This window comes from Marinifilum sp. RC60d5, assembly GCF_052400665.1.
GTDB lineage: Bacteria > Bacteroidota > Bacteroidia > Bacteroidales > Marinifilaceae > JBQTGK01.
In genome coordinates this window covers 1-22,660 of sequence record NZ_JBQTGK010000009.1, presented here as the reverse complement: position 1 = coordinate 22,660, position 22,660 = coordinate 1, and the positions used below count along the sequence as shown (strand labels likewise).

Annotated in this window: 17 protein-coding genes and 2 rRNA genes; 9 read left to right on the top strand and 10 right to left on the bottom strand. The window is 34.5% G+C overall.

Annotation, left to right across the window (positions count from 1 at the left end; all coding sequences use genetic code 11):
- Positions 1 to 128 precede the first annotated feature (128 nt).
- Entirely contained in the window at positions 129 to 2,753 is a 2,625-nt protein-coding gene (locus ACT3CE_RS15395) for a valine--tRNA ligase (protein ID WP_444710659.1), read from the bottom strand.
- Between the two features lie 315 nt (positions 2,754 to 3,068).
- Here ACT3CE_RS15395 and ACT3CE_RS15390 point away from each other — a divergent pair, with 315 nt between their 5' ends.
- On the top strand, positions 3,069 to 4,268 hold the full coding sequence (locus tag ACT3CE_RS15390; RefSeq protein WP_444710658.1) for a pyridoxal phosphate-dependent aminotransferase: 1,200 nt from the start codon (positions 3,069 to 3,071) through the stop codon (positions 4,266 to 4,268).
- An 87-nt stretch (positions 4,269 to 4,355) separates the two neighbouring features.
- Here ACT3CE_RS15390 and ACT3CE_RS15385 read toward each other — a convergent pair whose 3' ends face one another.
- Together ACT3CE_RS15385 and ACT3CE_RS15380 are read right to left on the bottom strand one after the other, a co-directional pair.
- Complete coding sequence (locus tag ACT3CE_RS15385; protein WP_444710657.1) at positions 4,356 to 4,937, bottom strand: thioredoxin family protein; 582 nt, start codon at positions 4,935 to 4,937, stop codon at positions 4,356 to 4,358.
- A gap of 202 nt (positions 4,938 to 5,139) precedes the next feature.
- Positions 5,140 to 6,345: an exo-beta-N-acetylmuramidase NamZ family protein gene (locus tag ACT3CE_RS15380; RefSeq protein ID WP_444710656.1), complete on the bottom strand. Its 1,206-nt coding sequence runs from the start codon at positions 6,343 to 6,345 to the stop codon at positions 5,140 to 5,142.
- A gap of 72 nt (positions 6,346 to 6,417) precedes the next feature.
- On the opposite strand from ACT3CE_RS15380, the gene ACT3CE_RS15375 reads away from it, so the two are divergent.
- On the top strand, positions 6,418 to 7,662 hold the full coding sequence (locus ACT3CE_RS15375; RefSeq protein WP_444710655.1) for an ABC transporter permease: 1,245 nt from the start codon (positions 6,418 to 6,420) through the stop codon (positions 7,660 to 7,662).
- A gap of 45 nt (positions 7,663 to 7,707) precedes the next feature.
- Here the strand turns inward: ACT3CE_RS15375 and ACT3CE_RS15370 are convergent, their stop codons facing one another.
- On the bottom strand, positions 7,708 to 9,861 hold the full coding sequence (locus ACT3CE_RS15370) for a glycoside hydrolase family 2 TIM barrel-domain containing protein (RefSeq protein WP_444710654.1): 2,154 nt from the start codon (positions 9,859 to 9,861) through the stop codon (positions 7,708 to 7,710).
- A 136-nt stretch (positions 9,862 to 9,997) separates the two neighbouring features.
- Between ACT3CE_RS15370 and ACT3CE_RS15365 the strand changes: the two genes are divergently transcribed.
- The gene (locus ACT3CE_RS15365) at positions 9,998 to 11,191 is read left to right on the top strand and encodes a hypothetical protein (RefSeq protein WP_444710653.1); all 1,194 of its coding nucleotides are present in this window, start codon (positions 9,998 to 10,000) and stop codon (positions 11,189 to 11,191) included.
- 2 nt (positions 11,192 to 11,193) lie between these two features.
- Here ACT3CE_RS15365 and ACT3CE_RS15360 read toward each other — a convergent pair whose 3' ends face one another.
- Together ACT3CE_RS15360 and ACT3CE_RS15355 are read right to left on the bottom strand one after the other, a co-directional pair.
- On the bottom strand, positions 11,194 to 11,562 hold the full coding sequence (locus ACT3CE_RS15360) for a hypothetical protein (RefSeq protein ID WP_444710652.1): 369 nt from the start codon (positions 11,560 to 11,562) through the stop codon (positions 11,194 to 11,196).
- A gap of 4 nt (positions 11,563 to 11,566) precedes the next feature.
- Entirely contained in the window at positions 11,567 to 11,872 is a 306-nt protein-coding gene (locus ACT3CE_RS15355) for a hypothetical protein (protein ID WP_444710651.1), read from the bottom strand.
- Positions 11,873 to 11,914: 42 nt separating this feature from the next.
- On the opposite strand from ACT3CE_RS15355, the gene gdhA reads away from it, so the two are divergent.
- From gdhA to ACT3CE_RS15325, 6 genes are all read left to right on the top strand, one after another.
- Positions 11,915 to 12,913, top strand: a complete 999-nt coding sequence (gene gdhA, locus ACT3CE_RS15350) for an NADP-specific glutamate dehydrogenase (protein ID WP_444710739.1) — start codon at positions 11,915 to 11,917, stop codon at positions 12,911 to 12,913.
- Positions 12,914 to 13,027: 114 nt separating this feature from the next.
- On the top strand, positions 13,028 to 13,903 hold the full coding sequence (locus ACT3CE_RS15345; RefSeq protein ID WP_444710650.1) for a lysostaphin resistance A-like protein: 876 nt from the start codon (positions 13,028 to 13,030) through the stop codon (positions 13,901 to 13,903).
- An 82-nt stretch (positions 13,904 to 13,985) separates the two neighbouring features.
- Positions 13,986 to 14,477: a DUF2059 domain-containing protein gene (locus tag ACT3CE_RS15340; protein WP_444710649.1), complete on the top strand. Its 492-nt coding sequence runs from the start codon at positions 13,986 to 13,988 to the stop codon at positions 14,475 to 14,477.
- An 88-nt stretch (positions 14,478 to 14,565) separates the two neighbouring features.
- Entirely contained in the window at positions 14,566 to 16,530 is a 1,965-nt protein-coding gene (gene gatE / locus ACT3CE_RS15335; protein ID WP_444710648.1) for a Glu-tRNA(Gln) amidotransferase subunit GatE, read from the top strand.
- Positions 16,530 to 17,912, top strand: a complete 1,383-nt coding sequence (gene gatD / locus ACT3CE_RS15330) for a Glu-tRNA(Gln) amidotransferase subunit GatD (RefSeq protein WP_444710647.1) — start codon at positions 16,530 to 16,532, stop codon at positions 17,910 to 17,912. Before gatE ends, gatD begins: the two co-directional genes overlap by 1 nt.
- Before the next feature lie 114 nt (positions 17,913 to 18,026).
- A complete protein-coding gene (locus ACT3CE_RS15325) occupies positions 18,027 to 18,683 on the top strand; it encodes an NUDIX hydrolase (protein WP_444710646.1) in 657 nt (218 codons plus the stop codon).
- On the opposite strand, the gene ACT3CE_RS15320 is transcribed toward ACT3CE_RS15325, so the two are convergent.
- The 4 genes from ACT3CE_RS15320 to ACT3CE_RS15305 all read right to left on the bottom strand — a co-directional run.
- Positions 18,675 to 20,006: a transporter substrate-binding domain-containing protein gene (locus tag ACT3CE_RS15320; RefSeq protein WP_444710645.1), complete on the bottom strand. Its 1,332-nt coding sequence runs from the start codon at positions 20,004 to 20,006 to the stop codon at positions 18,675 to 18,677. The two genes, ACT3CE_RS15325 and ACT3CE_RS15320, sit on opposite strands and share 9 nt — an antisense overlap.
- A 172-nt stretch (positions 20,007 to 20,178) precedes the next feature.
- Complete coding sequence (locus tag ACT3CE_RS15315; protein WP_444710644.1) at positions 20,179 to 22,146, bottom strand: putative porin; 1,968 nt, start codon at positions 22,144 to 22,146, stop codon at positions 20,179 to 20,181.
- A 181-nt stretch (positions 22,147 to 22,327) separates the two neighbouring features.
- Positions 22,328 to 22,438 (bottom strand): 5S ribosomal RNA (rrf, locus tag ACT3CE_RS15310).
- A 110-nt stretch (positions 22,439 to 22,548) separates the two neighbouring features.
- Positions 22,549 to 22,660 (bottom strand): 23S ribosomal RNA (locus ACT3CE_RS15305); the annotation flags it as partial.

The window sequence follows — 22,660 nt, the reverse complement described above, 5'->3', positions numbered from 1 at the left end:
AAAGAAATGAAACACAGATGGAACGGATTTGCCCAGATTTTATTCGTGCCATTCGTATCATCCGTGTTCTATTAAAAAAAATGCCGCTCCCCAAGGAACGGCATTATATATATCAGAGATAAACTCTTTTACTTCATGCTTGCAATGCGATCTTCTAAAACTTTAATTTTAGCTTCGGCATCGGCCATTTTCTTTTTCTCCATTTCCACCACTTTGGCAGGTGCATTATTTACGAAACGTTCGTTACTCATTTTTTTCTGAACAGAAGTAAGGAAGCCTTTGGTATATTTCAACTCTTCTTCCATTTTCTTCAACTCTTCTTCAACGTCAACTAAATCGCCAAGAGGAATAAAATACTCAACAGCTTTTACAATGAATGACATTGCACCAGCCATATCACCTTCAGCTACAGAAATCTCGCTAAGATTACACATTTTAGCAATTACCGAATCGAAAGAAGCATCGTAAGTTCCTTCTTCCAATTTGTAATTCATTGCCAATGCATCTTTAAAAGCTATATTCTTTTGCTTACGGATATTACGAACTGCAACAATCACTTCTTTTACCTGCTCAAACTTCTCTAACAAAGCAGAATCATAAGCTTCAGGTTTAGGCATTACCGAAACCATAATGCTATCCTCTTCTGATCTATCCGCTAATAAATGGTAAATTTCCTCAGTCAAGAAAGGCATAAATGGGTGCAATAACTGCATCAATTTCTCAAACAAAGCAACAGTTGAATCGAAAGTTTTCTTGTCAATTGGCTGCTGATAAGCTGGTTTTACCATCTCTAAATACCAGGATGAGAACTCATCGCGGAATAAAGTATAAACAGTCATTAATGCTTCGCTAATGCGATATTGCTTGAACTGCTCATCCAATTGCTCCATTGTGCTATTTATGCGAGCATGAAATACTTCGGTTGCAATTCTTGCAGACTCAGGCTGATCGATATCTGCTATTTCCCACCCTTTAACCAATCGGAATGCATTCCAGATTTTAGTGGTAAAGTTACGACCTTGCTCAGGCAAATTTTCGTCGAACAGCAAGTCACCACCAGCAGGCGAGCAAAGCAACATACCCACACGAACACCATCGGCACCATACTTGGCAATTAAATCTAAAGGATCAGGAGAATTACCTAATGATTTAGACATTTTTCTTCGCTGTGCATCGCGAACAATACCTGTCAAATATACATTCGAAAATGGTTTCTCACCTCTGTATTCATATCCCGACATCACCATACGTGCGATCCAGAAAAACAAAATATCCGGACCAGAAACCAGGTCGTTAGTTGGGTAATAATATTTAATTTCTTCGTTTTCCGGATTACGGATTCCATCGAATACCGAAATTGGCCACAACCATGAAGAGAACCATGTATCCAACACATCCTCATCCTGGCGCATGTCTTCAGCTTTGTATTCTTTTCCGGTTTTAGCTTTCGCCTCAATAACCGCTTCTTCGGCAGTTTTGGCAACTACATATCCGCCTTCAGGCAAATAGAAAACAGGAATTCGCTGTCCCCACCATAACTGACGAGAGATACACCAATCCTTAACATTTTCCATCCAGTGACGGTATGTATTTTTAAATTTTGCAGGATGCAACTGAATATCATCGTTCATTACATGCTCCAAAGCCGGCTGTGCCAACTCTTTCATTTTCATGAACCACTGCATACTTAGTTTTGGCTCGATTACCGCATCCGTACGCTCCGAGAAACCTACTTTATTCACGTAATCTTCAATCTTAACCATGTTACCGGCAGCTTCCAAATCAGGAATAATCAAATCACGAACATCGAAACGATCTTTTCCTACGTATAGCTGAGCGGCTTCACTCATGGTACCATTATCGTTAAAAATATCGATGGTTTCTAAGTTGTGCTTGTCACCAATTTCGTAATCATGAATATCGTGAGCAGGAGTAATTTTTAGTGCTCCGGTACCAAACTCCATATCTACATATTCGTCCTGAATAATAGGAATAGATCGGTTTACCAAAGGAACAATACAACGCTTACCCTTTAAGTGAGTAAAACGCTCGTCATTAGGATTCACACAAACTGCGCTATCCCCTAAAATGGTTTCCGGACGAGTGGTAGCAATGGTTACGTACTCATCTTCGCTTCCTTCAATCTTATATCTTAAATAGTAAAGCTTCGATTGCAGCTCTTTGTAAATCACCTCTTCATCGGAAACAGCAGTCTGCGCCGAAGGATCCCAATTTACCATACGAATACCGCGGTAAATTTTATCTTTTTTATATAAATCAATAAATACATCGATTACCGATTCGTACAAAGATTCGTCCATGGTAAAAGCAGTACGCTCCCAATCGCATGAAGCACCTAATTTTTTCAGCTGCTCCAAAATAATTCCTCCGTGTTTCTCTTTCCACTCCCAGGCATGTTTCATAAACTCATCGCGAGTAATATCAGCTTTAGCGATACCTTCCTGCTTTAGTTTATTTACAACTTTTGCTTCGGTAGCAATAGATGCATGATCGGTTCCTGGCACCCAACAGACATTCTTTCCCTGTAATCTGGCTCTGCGGACCAATACATCTTGAATTGTATTGTTCAGCATATGCCCCATGTGTAATACTCCGGTAACATTTGGCGGAGGTATCACAATTGTATACGGCTCTCTCTCGTCTGGTACTGAGTGGAAAAATCCTTTATCCATCCAATACTTGTACCATTTATCCTCAGATTCAACAGGATTGTACTTAGTTGGGATTTCCATGTGTTAACTATATTTTATTAATTCTAGATTTTCAAAAAATTTGGCTCAAAATTAAGAAATTCTAGCGGATATTACTTCACTGAATGACAATAAAATGAAGAGAAGTGTGAATGAGATTTTAAGTAAATGTGTGAATGAGTTATTTAGCTGTGAATTTAAATTCCTTAAATATCCATTTTAATTTACTTGATTCCTAAAGGTCAGATTTTTAAAGCAATGCTGAAAAGCAGTAAAAATCATTTTTTTTAGATAGTTTTTTATATACTTTTGGCGCTAAAGAAATACTTATTCTTAAACAACATAAACAAATAAGAAATGCCACAAATATCAGACAAAGGAAGATTAATGCCTGAGTCACCAATTCGTAAATTGGTTCCTTATGCAGAAGGTGCAAAAGCAAAAGGTAGAACGGTTTACCATTTAAATATTGGTCAACCTGATATTAAAACCCCTGAGGTTGCAATGAATGCTATTAGAAATTGTACCCAAAAAGTGATTGAATATTCTCACTCGGCAGGTAATATTTCTTATCGCAAGAAATTGGCAAAAATGTACCAAAACATTGGTATTAATGTTGACGAGAACGAAATGTTGATCACAACAGGAGGATCGGAAGCAATTACTTTTGCGCTAATGACTTGTTTAAATCCTGGTGATGAAGTACTGATTCCAGAGCCATTTTACGCTAACTATAATGGTTTTGCTGTTTCGGCCGGAGTTAATGTAGTACCTATTACATCGAATATAGAAAACGATTTTGCCTTACCAGCAATTGAGGAATTTGAGAAGTTAATGACTCCAAAAACCAAAGCTGTTGTTATTTGTAATCCTAACAATCCAACAGGTTACCTTTACTCAAAAGAGGAATTAAACCAATTGCGTGAGCTAATCATTAAACACGATTTATTCCTGTTCTCTGATGAAGTTTATCGCGAATTTTGTTACGGTGGTGAAGAACATTTCTCGGCAATGAACTTAGAAGGTTTAGAGCAGAATGTAATCATGATGGACTCTGTATCGAAACGTTACAGCGAATGTGGTGTTCGTATTGGAGCCATGATTACTAAAAATAAAGAAGTAATAAAGACAGCAATGAAATTTGCTCAGGCTCGTTTGTGTCCTCCTGCTTTCGGACAAATTGCTGCCGAAGCATCATTAGATACTCCACCAGAATATTTTACCGAAGTTTACGATGAATATATTGCTCGTCGCGATTTTATGGTAGAAGCCCTGAATAAAATGGAAGGTGTTTACTGTCCTACTCCTAAAGGTGCTTTCTACACTGTAGTTAAACTTCCTATTGATAATGCTGATAAATTTGCTCAGTGGATTTTGGAAGATTTCGAGTACAAAAACCAAACTGTTATGGTTGCTCCTGCTACAGGATTTTATGCAACTCCTGGTTTAGGTAAAAATGAAGTTCGTATTGCTTACGTATTAAAAAAAGAAGATTTAGCTAAAGCAATGGAAACTCTTGATGCTGCATTGAAAGTTTACCCTGGAAGAACTTTGTAACGAAAGTATTAGCTTAATACATAATAAAAACGGCTCCTTATTTGGGAGCCGTTTTTTTATTCTGAGATTGATATACTTAAAATTCTTCTATATCAAATCACACGAATCTGCAGGCATCCAATGTTTGTCTTTTCCATCCCATTTTACATTACAGCCAATTGGGTTGGTAAGCGGAACCGAAATTTCCTTTCCAGCTAAATATTCATCAATTGCACGTTCTAAATCCCGAACTGTTACTTTTGAGGTGTCTTTGGGATTATCGACAGCTCGCCCTGTATAAATCAACTCTCTATTCTCATTAAATAAATAAAAATGCGGGGTTCGTAAGGCCCCATAATTAATCGCTACTTCCTGTGTTTCATCATACAAATAAACCCAGGGAAAATCGTTCTCTTCCATTCTACTTACCATGTGCTGGTAATCATCTTCCTGATAAGTAGTAGGAGAATTTGAATTGATACCTATAAACTCTACTCCGTTAGGTATATATTTATCTGCAATTGCTCTTGTATCTTCATCCGATCCGATAACATACGGACAGTGGTTACAGGTAAAAAACACCACCAATAGTTTCGATGATTTAAAATCGGATAATTTATATCTGATACCATCGCTTGCAATTAAATTAAACTCGGGAGCTTTATCGCCAATTTGTAAGGTAAATGCCATATTTTCTTTTTTTTTGTTGATACTCCCTTAAATTTACCTATTATTTTGAAAAGTTCTAAATAATAACATCCAATTTTTTACGTAATTGCACAACATTTTACCACTACAACAAAACTTGCTTTATTGATTTATTACCTGAAAACGAATACTTAGTAAAGCTACTTCCCATACTTATTAAACTGACAAATAATTTATTGCGAGCCTAATGATTTAAATTAACATCATCATAAATCAAATATTTCTTTCTTATATGTTTAAACTTAGCAATGTCCTTTTGCCAGCTTTCACGTATCTCCTCTTCTAACATACCCTGCTGTAATTGCATTTTTAATTTTTCGGTTCCAGCCAGATTTTTAAAAAATGCATTAAAAAATTTCACTTTCCTGTTTAATTGCGAATAAGCAGTTATCAAATAAGATAAATCTAGTTTTTGCTTTGCTCTAAATTCGTTTTCGTTTATCTGTTGTAAATCAAATCCATTACACAATTTTCCTTTAAACTTAGGATATTTACTGGCTCCCGGAATGCTTCGTGGTGTGAAAGTAAAATCGGTTTTATTCATTAAAGGATGACCATACAATTGAAACGGATAATCTGTACCTCGTCCTGCACTAACAGGAGTGCCCTCGAAAAAGCACAAGGAAGGATAAAGTGTAATGGCTAACGAATTTGGCAAATTAGGCGATGGTTTTACAGGCAATTTATAATTCTGATTACGAATCCAGTTTTTGCAGGGAACAATTCGCAAATCGCATTGCATTCCATTTTTTAACCACTTTTCACCATTTATCATTTTAGCATATTCACCAATGGTCATTCCATAAACAACAGGAACCGGATGCATTCCCACAAAGGAGGAGTATTTCATCTCCAAAACGGGTCCGTCTATATAATGTGCATTAGGATTTGGCCGATCCAATACAATTAAGGGGATATTTTGTTCGGCACATATTTCCATTACATAATGCAAAGTAGAAAGGTAAGTATAGAATCTAACCCCAACATCCTGCAAATCGAATAACATAACATCAATACCTTTTACATCGGCAGGCGATGCTTTATAATGCTTGCCATAAAGCGAAACTATTTTTATTCCGGTTAATTTATCCCTAGCATCTTTAATTTTTTCACCAGCATCTGCTTTTCCTCTAAAGCCATGCTCGGGACTAAAAATTCGTTTAATTTTAATCTCTTTCTTCAAAAGAAAATCTACCAGATGTTCTCCATTCACCAGAGACGATTGATTGGCTACCAAAGCAATATTCTTATCGTGTAAAAAAGAAAGATACTGACTGGTATTTTCTGCACCAACAACAATTCTAGTATCCTTATCTTCGGCACAGGAAGAAGTAATAGAAATAATACTCAACAAAAAAGTGAACAAATAATAACTAACAGTAGACTTCATTTTAATATTTTTCCGTTTGGGTTAACATGAAATTACTACTTTTGTATGAATCGCAACAAAATAATTTCAATTTTGAACCTCGAACTATTTATAGCCAAAAAAATTACCACTAACGAAAAGGGAGAAAAAAACATTTCTCACCCAATCATCAGCATTGCCAAAGTTAGTATTTCGCTTGGGATTTGCGTAATGATTTTGGCCGTAGCCATAGTTACTGGTTTTAAATCGGAAATTACCAATAAGGTAATTGGCTTTGGATCTCATATTCAAATCACTAATTACGACAACAATTCTTCTTTTGAGACTCAACCCATCAATAAAGAGATTATCGATAGCAAAAAAATCCAACAAATTAATGGAATAACTCACATCCAAACTTTTGCAACCAAACCCGGAATTTTAAAAACTAAATCGGAGATACAAGGCATTGTGCTTAATGGAGTGAGCAAAGATTACGATTGGAGCTTTTTTAATAAACACCTTGTTGATGGTGAGATAATTCATCTTGCCGACAGCACAAAAAACAATAATATTCTGATATCTAAAACGCTTTCTTCTTTACTAAATTTAAATATTGGAGATAAATTATCGGTGTATTTTATTCAGCAACCTCCACGGCAACGAAGATTTACCGTAGGCGGGATTTACGATACCGGGATGGCCGAATTCGACAAACTCTTTCTGCTTTGTGATATGAGGCACATTCAAAAACTAAACGATTGGAGCAATGATCAGGTAAGTGGATATGAGATTTTTATTGATGATTTTGACAATTTAGCAGATATTACGTACTGGGTTAAAGGAATTACTGCAAGTTCTTATACCCAGGATGGCGGCAGCCTAAAAGTAAGAAGTATAGACCGTAAATATCCACAAATATTTAGTTGGCTGGAAATACTAAACATTAATGTTTGGATAATTTTGGCCTTAATGATTCTGGTTGCTGGCTTTAATATGATTTCGGGGTTACTAATTATTATTCTGGAAAAAACCAGCATGATTGGTATTTTAAAAGCACTGGGAACCGCAAACTGGTCTATTCGAAAAGTATTTCTGTATCAGGCTTCGATGATAATAGGAAAAGGTATGCTTTGGGGAAATATTATTGGAATTACAATTTGCCTGCTTCAACATTATCTCAAAATTATCCCTCTCGACCCTACCAGTTATTATGTTGATACTGTACCTATTAATTTAAAATTCACCCATATTTTACTTTTAAATGTTGGCAGCTTAATAGCAACAATATCTATGCTACTAATTCCTTCCTATCTAATCACAAAAATTAGTCCGTCCAAAGCTATTCGTTTCGATTAAAAAAAAAAGGACAGAGTAATTTCCCTGCCCTAATCTTTAATATTTCTATTTTTCTACATCGGATCGTTTCCCCAGGTTTAGGGTATCTCTTGCTACAATTTTATTGCCAAACCATCCTTCAGCGTACAAAACTTTGGTATCCACCATTATTGAATCCCACTGAAAACGAGTATCACCTCTGGGACCCGCATTTTTAATTCTCGATCCGTAAGAAACATTCTTTTTCAAATCTTTATACAAAACTACCGAATCACAATTACTATATACCCAAACATCTTTTTCTGCTGGTTCTTCAAAACGATCGGGCCATGACTTAGAAACAATATAAACCATCGGACAATCGCTTGCTTTTCTATACATACTCTGGTACAAGTAATAAACATCTTTTTTTGTTTTGTGATCATGCAAAATCAATCCTTTCTGATTCATATAAGGAATTGGATTTATGTCACGACCAATTCTTGGAGAAGCAAAATCGAAAGCTACCCAAACAAAATGGCCGGGAAATTTACCTTTATTCGATTCTCCAACAGAAATTTTGTATTCGTGTAGTAAGCATCCATATTCCTGCGACCAAAACTCTGTTTTTCCGGAAGAATAATAATTTTTGCTCACATCAAATTTTTCTTCGCTATGGGTCGTATATTCCATATCAGCTCCATATTCTCCAATTATTTGAGACGGATTATATGAATCTATCTCTCCCATATACCAGCCACTCCAGTCTTGTGGAGCATAAACATCAACAATTTGCTGATTCGACTTGTACTTAAAATTACATCCTGTTATGGGTCTGTTGGGATCAATTTCTTTGGTCTGATTAACCAATTCCTGATACACTTTATTCGATCCTGCCTCATTTGCTCCCGAGCGATCAGACTCATTTCCAACACCCCATACTATTACTGCAGGATTGTTATAATATTGTTCCACCATTTCTTTCATCTGCTGTTTGCAGTTTACCAAAAATGCCGGATCATCCGAAACACTACCTGTTAAGGGAATTTCTAACCACAATAGTAAACCTAACTCATCACAAGCTTTAGCAAATTCTCTATCGCAAGGATAATGAGCATGACGAATCACATTAAATCCGGCATCTTTAATTATTTGTGCATCGGCATAATGTTGTTCATTCGGCAAAGCATAGCCCAAACCTTCCATATCCTGATGTCGGTTTACACCTCTTAATAACATTTGTTCTCCATTTAAACTAAAAGCCTCATTATTTGCCAGAGTATAATATCTAAATCCAAAGCTACTCTCAAAATTATCAATTACTTTTCCATCGTAACTAATTGTAGAAACTACCTTATACAAATTAGGTTCATTTACACTCCAAAATTTAACCTCCCCAAAAGCCGATTCCGATTGTAAAAAACTATTTTCACTACCAGCTTCAATGGTCTTACTCATAATCTTATCAGCCAGTAATTTTCCATTCGGAGAATAAATTTTAGAACTTAATTTTACCTTCTTAGTATTTTTGGAATAGTTTTTTACACGAGTTTCAATAGATAAAACACTTGGAGCCTGCCCTCCGCATACTGGTGTGTTAAATACCTTTTCAATCTTTACCGGATCTGTAATTTGAATCCATACATCACGATAAATCCCTCCATAAACTGCATAATCGAAACTAAATGGGAATGAACCTTTTTCATCAGACATCCAGGGTGCTATCCCTGAATTGTTAGTATTATCGGCTCTTACCGCCAATATATTTTCTTTCCCAAACTTTATAAAATTGGTAATATCAATAGAAAATGCCGTATATCCACCTTTATGAGTACCAACTTTTTTTCCATTTACCCATACCTGAGCTTCTAAGGAAACAGCCTCGAATTCTACAAATACACGTTTTCCTTTCTGAACTTCATCTATCTTAAATTTTGTGCGATACCAAGCCGGTCCTTTGTACATTGTACGAACATCGTTCTCAAAATCGAATCTTCCTTCGAACACATCATTATTTACCCCATCACTTCCGCCATTAAAATCGTGAGGAATATTTACACTCAGCCATTCACTATCTTTAAATGAAACTTTATGTGCATTTTTCACATCTTCTTTTTTAAATTTCCACTCATTATTATTAATCGAATATTTAATTCTTTTATCAGCGGCAGCTGTAAAGCTGGATAAAAAATAAATTCCGATGAATACAATAAGGCAATAATGCAATTTCTGCTTTAACATGATATTATATTTTAGTTTTGTTATATCTTTCGATTTGAAACAATAATAGGAGTTATTATTTACTCTTAAAAGTTAAAAACGGTAACCGGTTACCGTAACCAATGGTCTTAAATTATTATATATCTGAATAATAAGAATGGAGATATCAGAATCAGACAAAAAAGAAATTATAACTAGAATACTTACAGGAAAGGTATTTTCAAGGTCAGAAATGCTTCGAAAACTTCTGCAATACCTATTCGAATCTCATGAAAAAAAGCAGCATGTTAAAGCCATTAACATTGCAATTGATTTGTTCGACAGAAAAGGTGATTTAAAAGAGAATGACGAAACAATAGCCAGAGTATATGTTCATAAACTACGAACAAAACTTGCTGATTATTACGAAAAAGAAGGTGAAAAAGAAAAAATAATTATTGAAATTCCTAAAGGAAAATACGAACTTAATTTTCATTTACCCGAAAGCAAAAGAAGTCAACAAAAAGATACAAATCTCATTAAACTATTTTTACTCAGCTTAAGTGTACTTCTTATATTTAATTTACTGATATTCTGGCAAACTGGTTTTTTTAAGTCAGAAAAATTGGTCAACTCAATTTGGAAGGAATATATTATTGAAAAAAGTAATATTAACCTTATACTTGCTAATCCGTTTTTTTTTACCGTTCGAAATCTAAAAAACGACTCAACTATTGTGATTCGCGATTTCAATATCAATTCTGAAGAAGAATTGGTAAACACTAATGAATTATTCTCTCGAAATAAGTATGAAATTAAAAAAAGTGACATCTCTTATTTCGCGAACAACAACATCAACTCTTTGCCTTTTTTATTTCAGGTTTTATCGGAGAGTGATAATAAAATTCAGCTAAAATCCGGATCAAATATTAATATCGAAAATATTATAAATAACAATACAATTGTGTTAACATCATTAAAATCGATTGGAATATTCCATGAATTTTTAGCTCAAAGTTCAATACGAATCCCCCATAAAAGTGGTCTCAGCCTTCAATTAATATCAGAAAACGATACAACTATATATTCTGCCATAAAATCTTACAACGATTTTTATACAGATTATGCTTTCTTCATAAAAATTCCAACACCCAAAGGCAAAACCTTATCCATTCTTTCCGACTCCCACTCCATAGGAAACAAGGGACTTATGGATTTACTTACCAGTAAAAATTGTGAAAAAACAATACTTAAACATAAACCCGAATACCAGACTAATTTTCCAAAATATTTCGAATTACTTGTTAAAGTTTCCGGATATCAGGAACAAAACCTGAAAACAGAAATCATTCATTTTAAAGCATTAGATTAACTTCATATTTTCCAATTTACGGCAGCCAATCGCTTTTTACCGTCCATTTTAATACTTAATGGCTTGTTAAAGCGTATGTGTTTTACTGCTCCATATTCGTTAATTAATTCCTGCTTATTCAATAAATTATAATCAACGAAGGAAGTTTCGGAATGATGATGAATAGAGCAATATCCTATATTCATTGAGGTTACATTATGAAAAAAGTGGGAACCCGATGATGCATCCAAAGGATATGCTTCAAAACTGGTTTCTACAATTAATTTAGCATTCGAAATATCCTTCCATTTCACTGGAATACCAATCCAGCGATCTCGGGTACCCCATCTGCCAGGACCAATTAAAACATAATGTTTCTTTTTCAATCGCATTTTCTCATTTATTTTTGAGATTATTAAAGCAATTTCGGGAGTTGTCTCTGCGGAATAATACCGGATCAATATAAATAACATCTAAAACATCATCTACCAGGCCATTTCCCATACTCATCTCTGATAAAAGCATCAATTTATTTCTATCAAGCTCTTCTAACTTAAGGTTGTAGTCATCAACATTTCCAATTAAAGGTTTTATCTGTAACAAATAGAATGATGCTTTTCCATCTTTATCTTTTGTTAAGTCTACTGCAAATTCAATTTCTATTGGAGATCCCATAGCCTCTTTTACAATATCTAAAACCAACTCAATTGTCTTAGATAAAGGAATATAATTGTATTTTAAGATATTAGTTTAACCACACTTCCAATGGGAGGAGGAAAAGGAGGATCTGATTTTGATCCTAAGCAAAAGTCAGACGGAGAAGTTATGCGTTTCTGCCAAAGTTTTATGACCGAATTAAGCAAACACATAGGACCAGACACCGATGTGCCGGCCGGTGATATTGGTGTTGGCGGTCGTGAAATTGGATATCTATTTGGGCAGTATAAACGCCTTCGCAATGAATTTACCGGAGTTTTAACGGGTAAAGGTGCCGAATGGGGAGGAAGTTTAATTCATCCCGAAGCAACAGGATATGGGAATGTTTACTTTGCTCAGGAAATGCTCATGGCAAAAAGAGATAGTCTAAAAAATAAACTTGTTACAGTATCAGGATCGGGCAATGTTGCACAATTTACGGTCGAAAAAGTAAATGAACTTGGCGGAAAAGTGCTAAGCTTATCCGACTCTTCTGGTTATATTTACGATCCTAATGGAATTGATGCAGATAAACTTAAGTACGTAATGCGTCTAAAAAATAGTAAACGAGGACGAATTGAGGAATATGCTAAAAAATATAATGTAGAATATTTTCCTAACGAAAGACCATGGGGAGTAAAATGCGATGTTGCTTTGCCAAGTGCTACCCAAAACGAAATCAACGAAAAAGAAGCCCAAACACTTATCGATAATGGATGTATTTGTGTTTCGGAAGGAGCCAATATGCCTTCTACTCCTAAAGCGATTGAGGTTTATATTAAACACGAAATTCTATTTGGCCCAGGTAAAGCTGCTAATGCAGGTGGAGTTGCTGTTTCAGGTCTGGAAATGTCGCAAAATGCAATGCGTATAAGCTGGACTCGCGAAGAAGTCGACAAACATTTAAAGCGAATCATGAAAGATATTCATACAAGCTGTGTAAAATATGGAAAAACTTCAAGTGGATTTGTAAATTATGTAAATGGTGCAAATATTGGAGGTTTTGTTAAAGTAGCAAATGCAATGATAGCACAAGGAATTGTATAAAAAAAGACATTAAAACATAGATAGCTTGCTTGTTTGAAAGCAAGCTTTTTTTATTGCCCACAATCCATTTCAATTATTTTGTTAACTTTAGTGCCTGATAAAATTTTAACCATTATGTCCCAATTAAACCCAATACCAGCTATAAAACAAGGATGGCTGCGTGCTATTCTAATTATTATTCCTTTTTTAATTGTATCTGCTATTTTTCAATTATTTGGAATGATAATAAACGAAATAGTTATCGAACCAAACATAAGTCAAACCTACTTATCGCAAAGTAAAATGCTAACAACGCAGTTTACAGGGACTCTTGGCACAATACTTATTGTTTGGATTTTTGCTAGATTCATTGATCGAAAAAAATTTATCGACTTAGGATTTTTATTAAAAAATCGATACAAAGATATTCTTTACGGATTACTTGCGGGAATTGTAATGATGGGACTTGGACTAATTATCCTTAAAGAAAATGGAAACCTAACAATTGATTCAATTAAATTTTCGGGAATAAGCCTTTTGCAATCGCTATTCCTTTTTATTATTGTTGCACTTAACGAAGAAATATTTGTCCGTGGTTACATCCTACCAAACTTTATGGATTCAATGAACAGATATCTTGCACTAGTACTTTCTTCACTAATATTTACAGCCCTTCATTTATTTAATCCTAATGTTTCATTTTTAGGAATTACAAATATTCTACTTGCCGGAATTCTCTTGGGAATTGGATATATATTCACCAAAAATTTATGGTTCGCAATTGCCCTTCATTTTAGCTGGAATTTTTTTCAGGGACCAATTTTCGGTTTCGAAGTAAGTGGTACAAAAACTAATACATTAATTTCTCAAACTATTAATGGTAGCGAGATACTTACTGGTGGAAAATTTGGATTTGAAGGTTCTTTACTTGCCAGTATTCTTTGTACTGCTTGTATTATTCTATTTTGGTATATCTACCGAAAACAGGATTATCGCTTGCTAAAATCTTAATCCAACAAAACAGGTTACCATATATTTACCCGTGACTTAAAGTTTTAAACCTAGACATATATTCTCCATAAAACACAAAAAAATGAAACTAAACAAAGCCTTACTACTGATATCTGTTATATTCATTTCTTTAAACAGTAATGCCCACACTAAACCTATAAATAACGAAGAAGATGCCTTTACAAAAGATGTAAAATACCTTTTTCAAATTAATGGATCTGCCGAAAGCTTTTCAAAATCGGTAAAAACAATGATTAAACAACTTAAAAGTGTAGAATCTGATGTTCCCGAAAAATATTGGGAAAAAGCTGAACACGAATTTTTAAATACCTCAATTGATGATTTAATGGATATGATTGTCCCAGTTTATAAGAAAAATATGTCTCATGATGATTTATTGGCGATGATTACATTTTTCGAATCGGAAGCAGGAAAAAGAATCGCACAAAAAATTCCTGAAATCACAACCGAAAGTATGCAGGCCGGAATGATATGGGGACAAACAATTGGCAAAAAAATATATGAAGATATCGAACGTAAAGGCTACAAAATAAGACTGCCATTTACTCCCTGATTATTTCCAAAGGCAAACATGAATAAAATCATATCATAATACTCTGATAATTTGTACATTTTACGGTTAAAAATAACCTAAGCCTAAAATGGATAAAAATATCACACCCAAACAAAACTACGAGCTAAGCCGACAGCAAATTGGTTATGTAAATCGCAGAAATGCAAAACCTGAAGACTATAAACGAATAGGATTTATGTCGGGCTTAGAGGTTCATCAGCAACTCGACACAAAAGAAAAGTTGTTTTGCCATTGTCCTTGCGGAATTTTTCAGAAAAACGAAGATTACGATGCAGAAATAATTCGCCACATGCGACCAGCTATGAGCGAACTAGGTGGATACGATGGCACTGCCCTTATGGAATTTAAAACCCGTAAGAATATTATTTATCGAATAAATAATGAGACAGCCTGCACCTATGAAATTGATGATACACCTCCCTTTAAAATCAACTCTGAAGCCTTAGGAATTGCACTTAAAATATCTTTAATGTGCAAATTAAATATTGTTGGAGAAGTTCACATCACCCGCAAACAATATCTCGATGGAAGCATTCCAACAGGATTTCAAAGAACTGCAATTCTTGGTGTTAATGGTCATATTCAACTCACCAATAAAAAAGTCAATATTATACAATTAAGTATAGAAGAAGATTCGTGTCGCGAAATTGCCGATATTGGCCATGAACGATGGTACAAAACCGACCGTCTTGGTACCCCACTAATCGAAACTGTTACTGCCCCAGAACTTAAGACTCCCAACGAATTAAGAGAAGCAGCAGAATACATTCGATTTCTTAACCGAAGCACTGGCTTAGTGCGCACAGGAATGGGGGCAGGTCGCGAAGATGTAAATGTAAGCTGCAAAGGTGGAGCACGCGTAGAAATAAAAGGTGTAGCTCATAACAAATGGATTCCAGAGCTTTCTCATAACGAGGCATTCAGGCAATGGGCTTTATTGCATATCCAAAAATTACTTTTACAAAAAGTAGATAAAGATAAGTGGAAATATACTGCTCAGGAAATTGATATTCACGATTATAATTTTTCCTATCAGCCACTTATCGATTGTAAAGAAAAAAACCTTAAAATGGTTGCCATTAATCTTCCCTATTTTAAAGGCCTGCTATCGCACTTTACCCAACCAGATCAAGTTTTTGCCGATGAAATCTCGCAAAGATTAAAAGTTATTGCCTGCCTGGAAATTCCAAATATGGCACATAGCGAACAAAATGAAACTGTAATTTCTGAAATCGATTTTAATAAAATAAAAAAAATACTAAATAGCGCTAAGGATGATGCTCAACTAATTATTTGGGGACCTAAGGAAGATATTACTACTGCCCTGGAAACAATAAATGAGCGTTGCAAAATGGCATTTGAAGGTGTACCCAACGAAACACGAAAATCACTTTCGAATGGAACCACAATATTCGAAAGAGTACTTCCCGGAGCCGATAGAATGTATCCGGATACCGATTCTGCTCCAATTCCATTATCAGATCAATATATCAATAAATTAAGGGAGAATTTACCTCACGACACCTCAATAAGAATTGAACAACTCATGAAATGGGGAGTACCAATGGATACATATCACTTTATTTTAAGTGAAAATTTATATCCTGTAATCGCAGAAATTTGCGATCGCTTTAAATTTGATCCTAAGCAGATTTCAATATTTTTTGGACACACATACAAAAATATTATAGGTAAGATAAAGCCCAATCCCGAATTAAATTCTCGAAAGCTGATTGCTCTTTTTAGGTATATTCACGAACAAGGATTACATGCTAATATAGCCAGATATCTACTTCCTACTCTTTGTCAACATCCTAACATGGAATTTAATTCGATGCTAACGGCTTTAAAATTTAGAAAAAGAAGTCTGGATGAGTTAGCTGCTCCTATTGATTTTCTTTCTGAAAAATTTAAAGACATTGAAAAAAAAGAAGAAGCTGCCAACTGGATTATGGGTCAGCTTCATAAACAAGCCATTGGGAATATTGACTTAAAGGATTTACGTACAATTATCGATAAACGTCTGCAATAATGGAAGATCTATTTCAAGGATATAAAGGCGATTCGTTAGAAAGCCTAAAAAAATACAATGTTAGAGTGTGGGGAAAAACACATATCGTAACTACAAGAGGAGAATTTAATGGTACAATATTACCGCGAGCCGAAAACGATGACGATCAACATATCGTTCTAAAAATTTCTACTGGCTATAATATTGGTATTAATATAAATACAATAACAGAAATGAAGGAAACCGGCTATAAAAAAGCCAATTATAAAGTTCCCGAGAAAGAATTTCCATACACCGAAGGACAGCCCAATGTAAAACTATTTGGAACAGGAGGTACCATTGCTTCTCGTTTAGATTACCGCACTGGAGCTGTAATCCCAGCCTTTTCTCCAGGTGAATTATACGGTTCTGTTCCCGAATTAGCCGACATCTGTAACTTAACAACCGAAAAAGTATTTGCCGTTTTCAGTGAAAACATGGGGCCAAAACAGTATAAAGCTTTAGCAATAGCAATAGGCAAAGAAATAGAAAACGGAGTAGATGGAATTATTATTGCTCATGGTACAGATACACTTCATCACACCGCCGCAGCACTAACTTACATGGTTCAAAATTTACCTGTTCCTGTTGTTCTTGTTGGTTCACAAAGATCCTCAGATCGCCCATCCTCTGATGCCGCTTTAAATCTTATGCATTCAGCCGTAGCTGCCGGACATGGTGAAATTGCAGAAGTTATGGTTTGTATGTTTGGACCAACTTCAGATGAATATGGCTTTTTACACAGGGGAACCAGAGTCAGAAAAATGCACTCCAGCTATCGGTCTACTTTTAGAACTCTTGGCGATACTCCTTTAGCTACTGTAACCCGAAAAGGAGTAAAATCAATAAAAAAACAATTTAACCATCGCAGAAAAGATAAAAATGTAAAAATTCTACCTTACTTCGAAGACAAAGTTACCATCCTATATTATTATCCTAATATGCAACCTGATATTATCGATGCTCTTGTAAATTGTGGTTATAAAGGAATAATTATAGCCGGCACCGGTCTTGGCCATGTTAACAAACCTGTTTACCCGGCTTTAAAAAGAGCCATAGAGAAAGGTGTTAATATATTTATGACCGTTCAAACACTTTGGGGTTATACACACATGTTTGTGTACGATACTGGTCGTGATTTAATGGCAATGGGCGTAATTCCTTTAGATAATATGTTACCCGAAGCAGCGTACATAAAACTTGGCTGGACTTTAGGACAAACTACGAAAAGAGAAGAAGTAATTGAAATTATGAAGACTCCTGTAAACGATGAAATTACCAAAAGAGAACCCTATAACGGATATTTGCTTTATCAGGGAGGTGTTCCGGAGGTAGAACAGTTTGTTAAAAATTTTAGGAAATAAGTATAAACCCGGTTTAAACACTGGGTTTTTAAATAATATCACAAAAGATTAATAATTTTTTGACAAATCGAGGAAACTTTATTTTTATCTTTAAGTAAAATAAAAAAAACGCTTATGAGTATAATGGACACAGCATTTGACTTACAACAATTTACTTCAACAATAAATAAGGAATTAAGCAAAGGTCTTCCCGGATTTGATGCTCAAAAAATCATGGCCCCCTCATTAAGAGAAAATGCATTAAAAGAAAGTAACCAAAGCATAGCCAAAGACAGTAGTGTTCTGTTACTTTTTTATCCGAAGAATGGTCAATTGTATCTTCCATTTATAAAGCGAACAATAGGAAGCACGAATCATAGTGGACAAATTAGCCTACCCGGCGGTAAATATGAAAAGTATGATTCAGATAGAACTATTACCGCTATTCGCGAAACAAATGAAGAATTAGGTGTTGATAGCAAGAAAATTAATATTCTTGGTCTTTTAACCGAACTGTATATTCCTATAAGTAATTTTATGGTTCTTCCAGTATTAGGGTACTGCACTCAAAAACCCGATTTTAAAATCAGTAAATTCGAAGTAGAAGAACTTATCGAAATGCCAGTTCTAGAACTTCTTTCACAGGAAAATGTTTTCAATTTTAGTTTTAAGAAAAAGAATATAACCATTACGGCACCTTATTTCGATGCAAAAGGACATAAAGTTTGGGGAGCTACCGCAATGATATTGTCCGAAATAAGAGCCATATTATTACGAGCCGGGCTACTCTAATAAGGCCATATTTTTATAATGCGCGTAGCGATCTAATATTTTGCTTACATATAAATAGGGTTCTTCTCCTCGGCAATATCCATACTTTACTACAGGATCATTAAAAAATTCGGGCTTTGATTTATTCAATAGGTAATAATCCACACTCCCCTTCCATTGATCGGGATTCTTACCATTTTTAAGCGCCAAACGACGTGCATCTAAAATATGGCCTAAGCCAACATTATAGGAAGCAAGTAAAAATTGTAAACGATCTGTTTTATCATCAAGAGTTTTATCCAAACGCCCACTTAAATACTTTAAATACTTAACACCCGCATCAACATTATCCCTTGCCGGAGATAAAGTATCAACATCATATCTATAGGCTGTTTCGGGCATCAATTGCATTAAACCAAAAGCTCCTACCCACGATCTTGCTTTCGGATCAAAATGAGACTCCTGATAAACCAATGCAGATAATAATCTCCAATCCCAATCAACAATCTGCGATTTTTCTTTCAACAAATCATCATATTCAGATATTTTTCCACTTTTTAGTGTAAAATATTCACTCTGGAGCATAGCTTCTATTCGTGAACTATGAAAGTACTTGCGATATATTCGTTTGTATTCTTTCGTTTTCTGAAAATCAATTAACCACATATTCACATCCTGAGTTAAATGATTAGCTCCCTTTCGCAAAGCCCAAGCAAGATTTTGTGGAAAACTAACAGTTGTTTTAATATCTATTTCAGGATAATAAGTTTGATTTACCATAGCTACATTTTCATCGGCAATGGTGTATTTTAATTCTCCACTAGCAACTTTCGATATAAGTTGCTCAACTTCCATTTTCTCAGGTATCACATTAATACTTGCTCCTAACTCCTTTGATAAGCTTTTTAAACGCTCTTCAAAGGATGAAGCTTCAGATACATGAATATCCTTTCCTACCAACTGAGATTGATTGCTAATATAGCTAACAGGTTGTATAGAATCATTTAATTGAATCAGTACCTGTCTCGATTGACTATGCGGAACCGTAAAATTAAACTTGTCAATGCGCTGATTGGTCACAGCCAAATTCATCCCTAATAAATCCACATCTCCTCTTTCGAGGGCTTCAAAAGATTCGCGAAGATCGTTATTAACTGTTAATTCCAACTTAACTCCCAAATGTTTTGCCAAAGCTTGTAGCATATCATATTGAAAGCCCATTGTTCTACCCTTATATATAAAGTAGTTCGTGGAATTGTAATCTGTCATTACCCTTAACTTACCACGCAGCTTTACGTGCTTTAATTCCATCACAGGTTTATCCTGCATTTGCAATTCAGCCATCTTTCTATGCTGATTACAAGTTTGCAGAAATACCATGAAAATCAAAGGTATAACAAGTTTTATATATTTAATATATGGCATATAATTTTCCTTTTCTAATGTTAAATTAGAAATAAACAGGGGGCCAACCAAAATAAATTTGATATAAAATCTGGCTTAGATTAAAGAATTCTTAATTGTAAAAAGTCCATATAAGACCATATTTAAGCATTCCTGGATTAATTGGATAGTGGTATGTAGTGAAATAATTTTTGTCTCCAAAAGATGAATTTAGATGTTCATACATTATAAACAATCTGGTTCGCTTAATTCTAAAATTAACATACACGTCAATCTTAGGATAATTACCCAACTCCTTCTGATCCTGCAAAAAGAATTGCCCTGTGGAAGGCATATAATCAGGAGCATAAAAAGCGGTATTATAATGTACAGAAACACCAGTTTGAAAACCTAAAGCACCTTTAAAAAATTCATTCTTATAATAGTTATTACTATAGACTGATAAAGAGGGTAAAGGCAAAATATCATCATTAGAACTATTTTGACCAACCAACTTTTGGTTTAGATGAAAGTTCCCTAATTTAAAATTTTTCTCTACATAACCTGTAACAATAGTCAACCCACTATTCGATTGCTGCGGTAAGGCTTCTAAACCGAAATAAGTATAATTGTCAATCTGATTTAATCGGGCTCCAATTTTGAATTTATATTTTTCGTTAAAATATTCAAAACCAACCTGTAACTCTGTAATCTTATCAAAATCAGTATTCCATTTCTGATGATTACCATAATATTCTTTCAACATAAAATCAGCTGTTCTTGATTCCAGTTTTCCAAAAATAGAGAATCCATGACCTTGATTTTTTTCACCAAGCCATTTCGTAAGATCGTAATTTAGTTTAAAATCGTTTTGTTTATACCCTTCGAAAACATAGTTTCCTGATGCCTTCCAGTTTAAGGATTTCCCTGACATACTAAATAAACTTGCTAGTATCTCGTTACTATGAATATTCTCATCTTTCTGCTGCCATGCATATTGGCTCACATTTCGACGCAAATTATATTTAGTAAATTCACTCACTATGCCAAATCTGGCACCAAGTCGGATCCATTTATTTTCATTTTCGTTAAAGACAACCTGAAATGAATTCTTAACTGTAGATTGCTCAACTTTATCAAAAGTAGCACTCTGATCCAGATAAGAAGTATCATAATAATCACTACTCAAATCGTCATCTTTATATTTCCAGCTATTATTTTCGTAATTTAGGCTATACAATAAATTAATTGCATAGGTATATGTTGTGTCTTCTTCTACAATTTTTTCAGTCTCTTTTCCTATTCCATAAGAATGATTCATAAAAAAATTAAAATTTGTAAGCTTACTACTTGCATCACTTAAATTAACCTGAATATTCTCTGGCTCTTCATTTATATCTGTAATTAATGAGTCATTATAAACCCCTCCATTTTCCTCACTAAACATACGATTCATGTTCATAACCACATCTACACTATACTCTCTCTTCTTATAAGAAGAAAATAAAGTAAAATCGTAAAGTTTTGTTTTCTGATTCTGGTACTGTCCATCACTAGATATAAGATCATAATTAATTCCAAAATTCCAGTTTGGACTTATATTTTGAGTTTGTAATACTCTAAGTAAATTTTCAGATTGGCCTTTAGGTCCACCAGTTTCATAGGATAGACGGGTATAAGGAGTCGTTGTGTTAAAATAGACAATATCTTCAGGCTTTATCATATATGTACGATAAGGCTTAAAAAAAAGAAATGATTCATCCTTTACTCTATCTATATAAATATTGCTTTGATAAGCTGAGCCCAAATTCCCAAGATAAGAATTAGAGAGACTAGTTTTATAAATAGGATTATAATTTTGCTGCTCACCTAATATTGTATCCAAACTAACTAATAGTTTGCTCGAATTTAAATCCCTTAACTTCCATGCTTTAATAATAGAATCAACATTATAGCCTAAACTATCAAGCTGACTTGAATCATCATCCTTAGAAAATTTATTTTGCCTTTTACCAATTGGAGTTCGACTAATGGTATTCTGTCCAACAGCTAAAGATGTAAATCCAATTACAAATGCGAATATTATGAAATATTGTTTCATAGCCTACAAAGATAAACAAAGTGGGTAAAACGAGAAGAAATTGAATTAAAATATAGGTTAAAAAAACTTAAGAGAGTGCTAAAGGAATAAATTTCCATAAAGAAGAAAAATTAACCAGATACATAAAAATCAAGTTAAATAAAAAAAGAGTCTTATTCATGCAGAATAAGACTCTTTTAAAGGTTGGCGTCGACCTACTCTCCCACCTTTCGGCAGTACCATCGGCGCTAACAAGCTTAACTTCTCTGTTCGGAATGGGAAGAGGTGGAACCTTGTCGCTATAAACACCTAAAATCATTGTATCCTTTTTCTTGATCTTAAACCAAGTGGATAACTAATATCATAACATATCGAAAAAAATAAAGTAAAAGAACCTTTGTTAGATTCAGCCATTGACCTTGTCACTCAGAAGCTTTTGGGTAATTAGTATTGCTCGACTTTGATGTCACCACCTTTACACCTGCAACCTATCAACGTTGTAGTCTCCAACGACCCTTAAAGGAAATCTCATCTT

Excerpts from the sequence above, each read along its gene's own strand:
- ACT3CE_RS15325 (WP_444710646.1), top strand. The coding sequence starts at position 18,027 with ATGAGTATAATGGACACAGCATTTGACTTACAACAATTTACTTCAACA.
- ACT3CE_RS15340 (WP_444710649.1), top strand. The coding sequence starts at position 13,986 with ATGAAACTAAACAAAGCCTTACTACTGATATCTGTTATATTCATTTCT.
- ACT3CE_RS15365 (WP_444710653.1), top strand. The coding sequence starts at position 9,998 with ATGGAGATATCAGAATCAGACAAAAAAGAAATTATAACTAGAATACTT.
- ACT3CE_RS15395 (WP_444710659.1), bottom strand. The coding sequence starts at position 2,753 with ATGGAAATCCCAACTAAGTACAATCCTGTTGAATCTGAGGATAAATGG.
- ACT3CE_RS15345 (WP_444710650.1), top strand. The coding sequence starts at position 13,028 with ATGTCCCAATTAAACCCAATACCAGCTATAAAACAAGGATGGCTGCGT.
- gatE (WP_444710648.1), top strand. The coding sequence starts at position 14,566 with ATGGATAAAAATATCACACCCAAACAAAACTACGAGCTAAGCCGACAG.
- ACT3CE_RS15370 (WP_444710654.1), bottom strand. The coding sequence starts at position 9,861 with ATGTTAAAGCAGAAATTGCATTATTGCCTTATTGTATTCATCGGAATT.
- ACT3CE_RS15320 (WP_444710645.1), bottom strand. The coding sequence starts at position 20,006 with ATGGCTGAATTGCAAATGCAGGATAAACCTGTGATGGAATTAAAGCAC.
- ACT3CE_RS15385 (WP_444710657.1), bottom strand. The coding sequence starts at position 4,937 with ATGGCATTTACCTTACAAATTGGCGATAAAGCTCCCGAGTTTAATTTA.
- gatD (WP_444710647.1), top strand. The coding sequence starts at position 16,530 with ATGGAAGATCTATTTCAAGGATATAAAGGCGATTCGTTAGAAAGCCTA.
- ACT3CE_RS15380 (WP_444710656.1), bottom strand. The coding sequence starts at position 6,345 with ATGAAGTCTACTGTTAGTTATTATTTGTTCACTTTTTTGTTGAGTATT.
- ACT3CE_RS15390 (WP_444710658.1), top strand. The coding sequence starts at position 3,069 with ATGCCACAAATATCAGACAAAGGAAGATTAATGCCTGAGTCACCAATT.
- ACT3CE_RS15360 (WP_444710652.1), bottom strand. The coding sequence starts at position 11,562 with ATGCGATTGAAAAAGAAACATTATGTTTTAATTGGTCCTGGCAGATGG.
- ACT3CE_RS15315 (WP_444710644.1), bottom strand. The coding sequence starts at position 22,146 with ATGAAACAATATTTCATAATATTCGCATTTGTAATTGGATTTACATCT.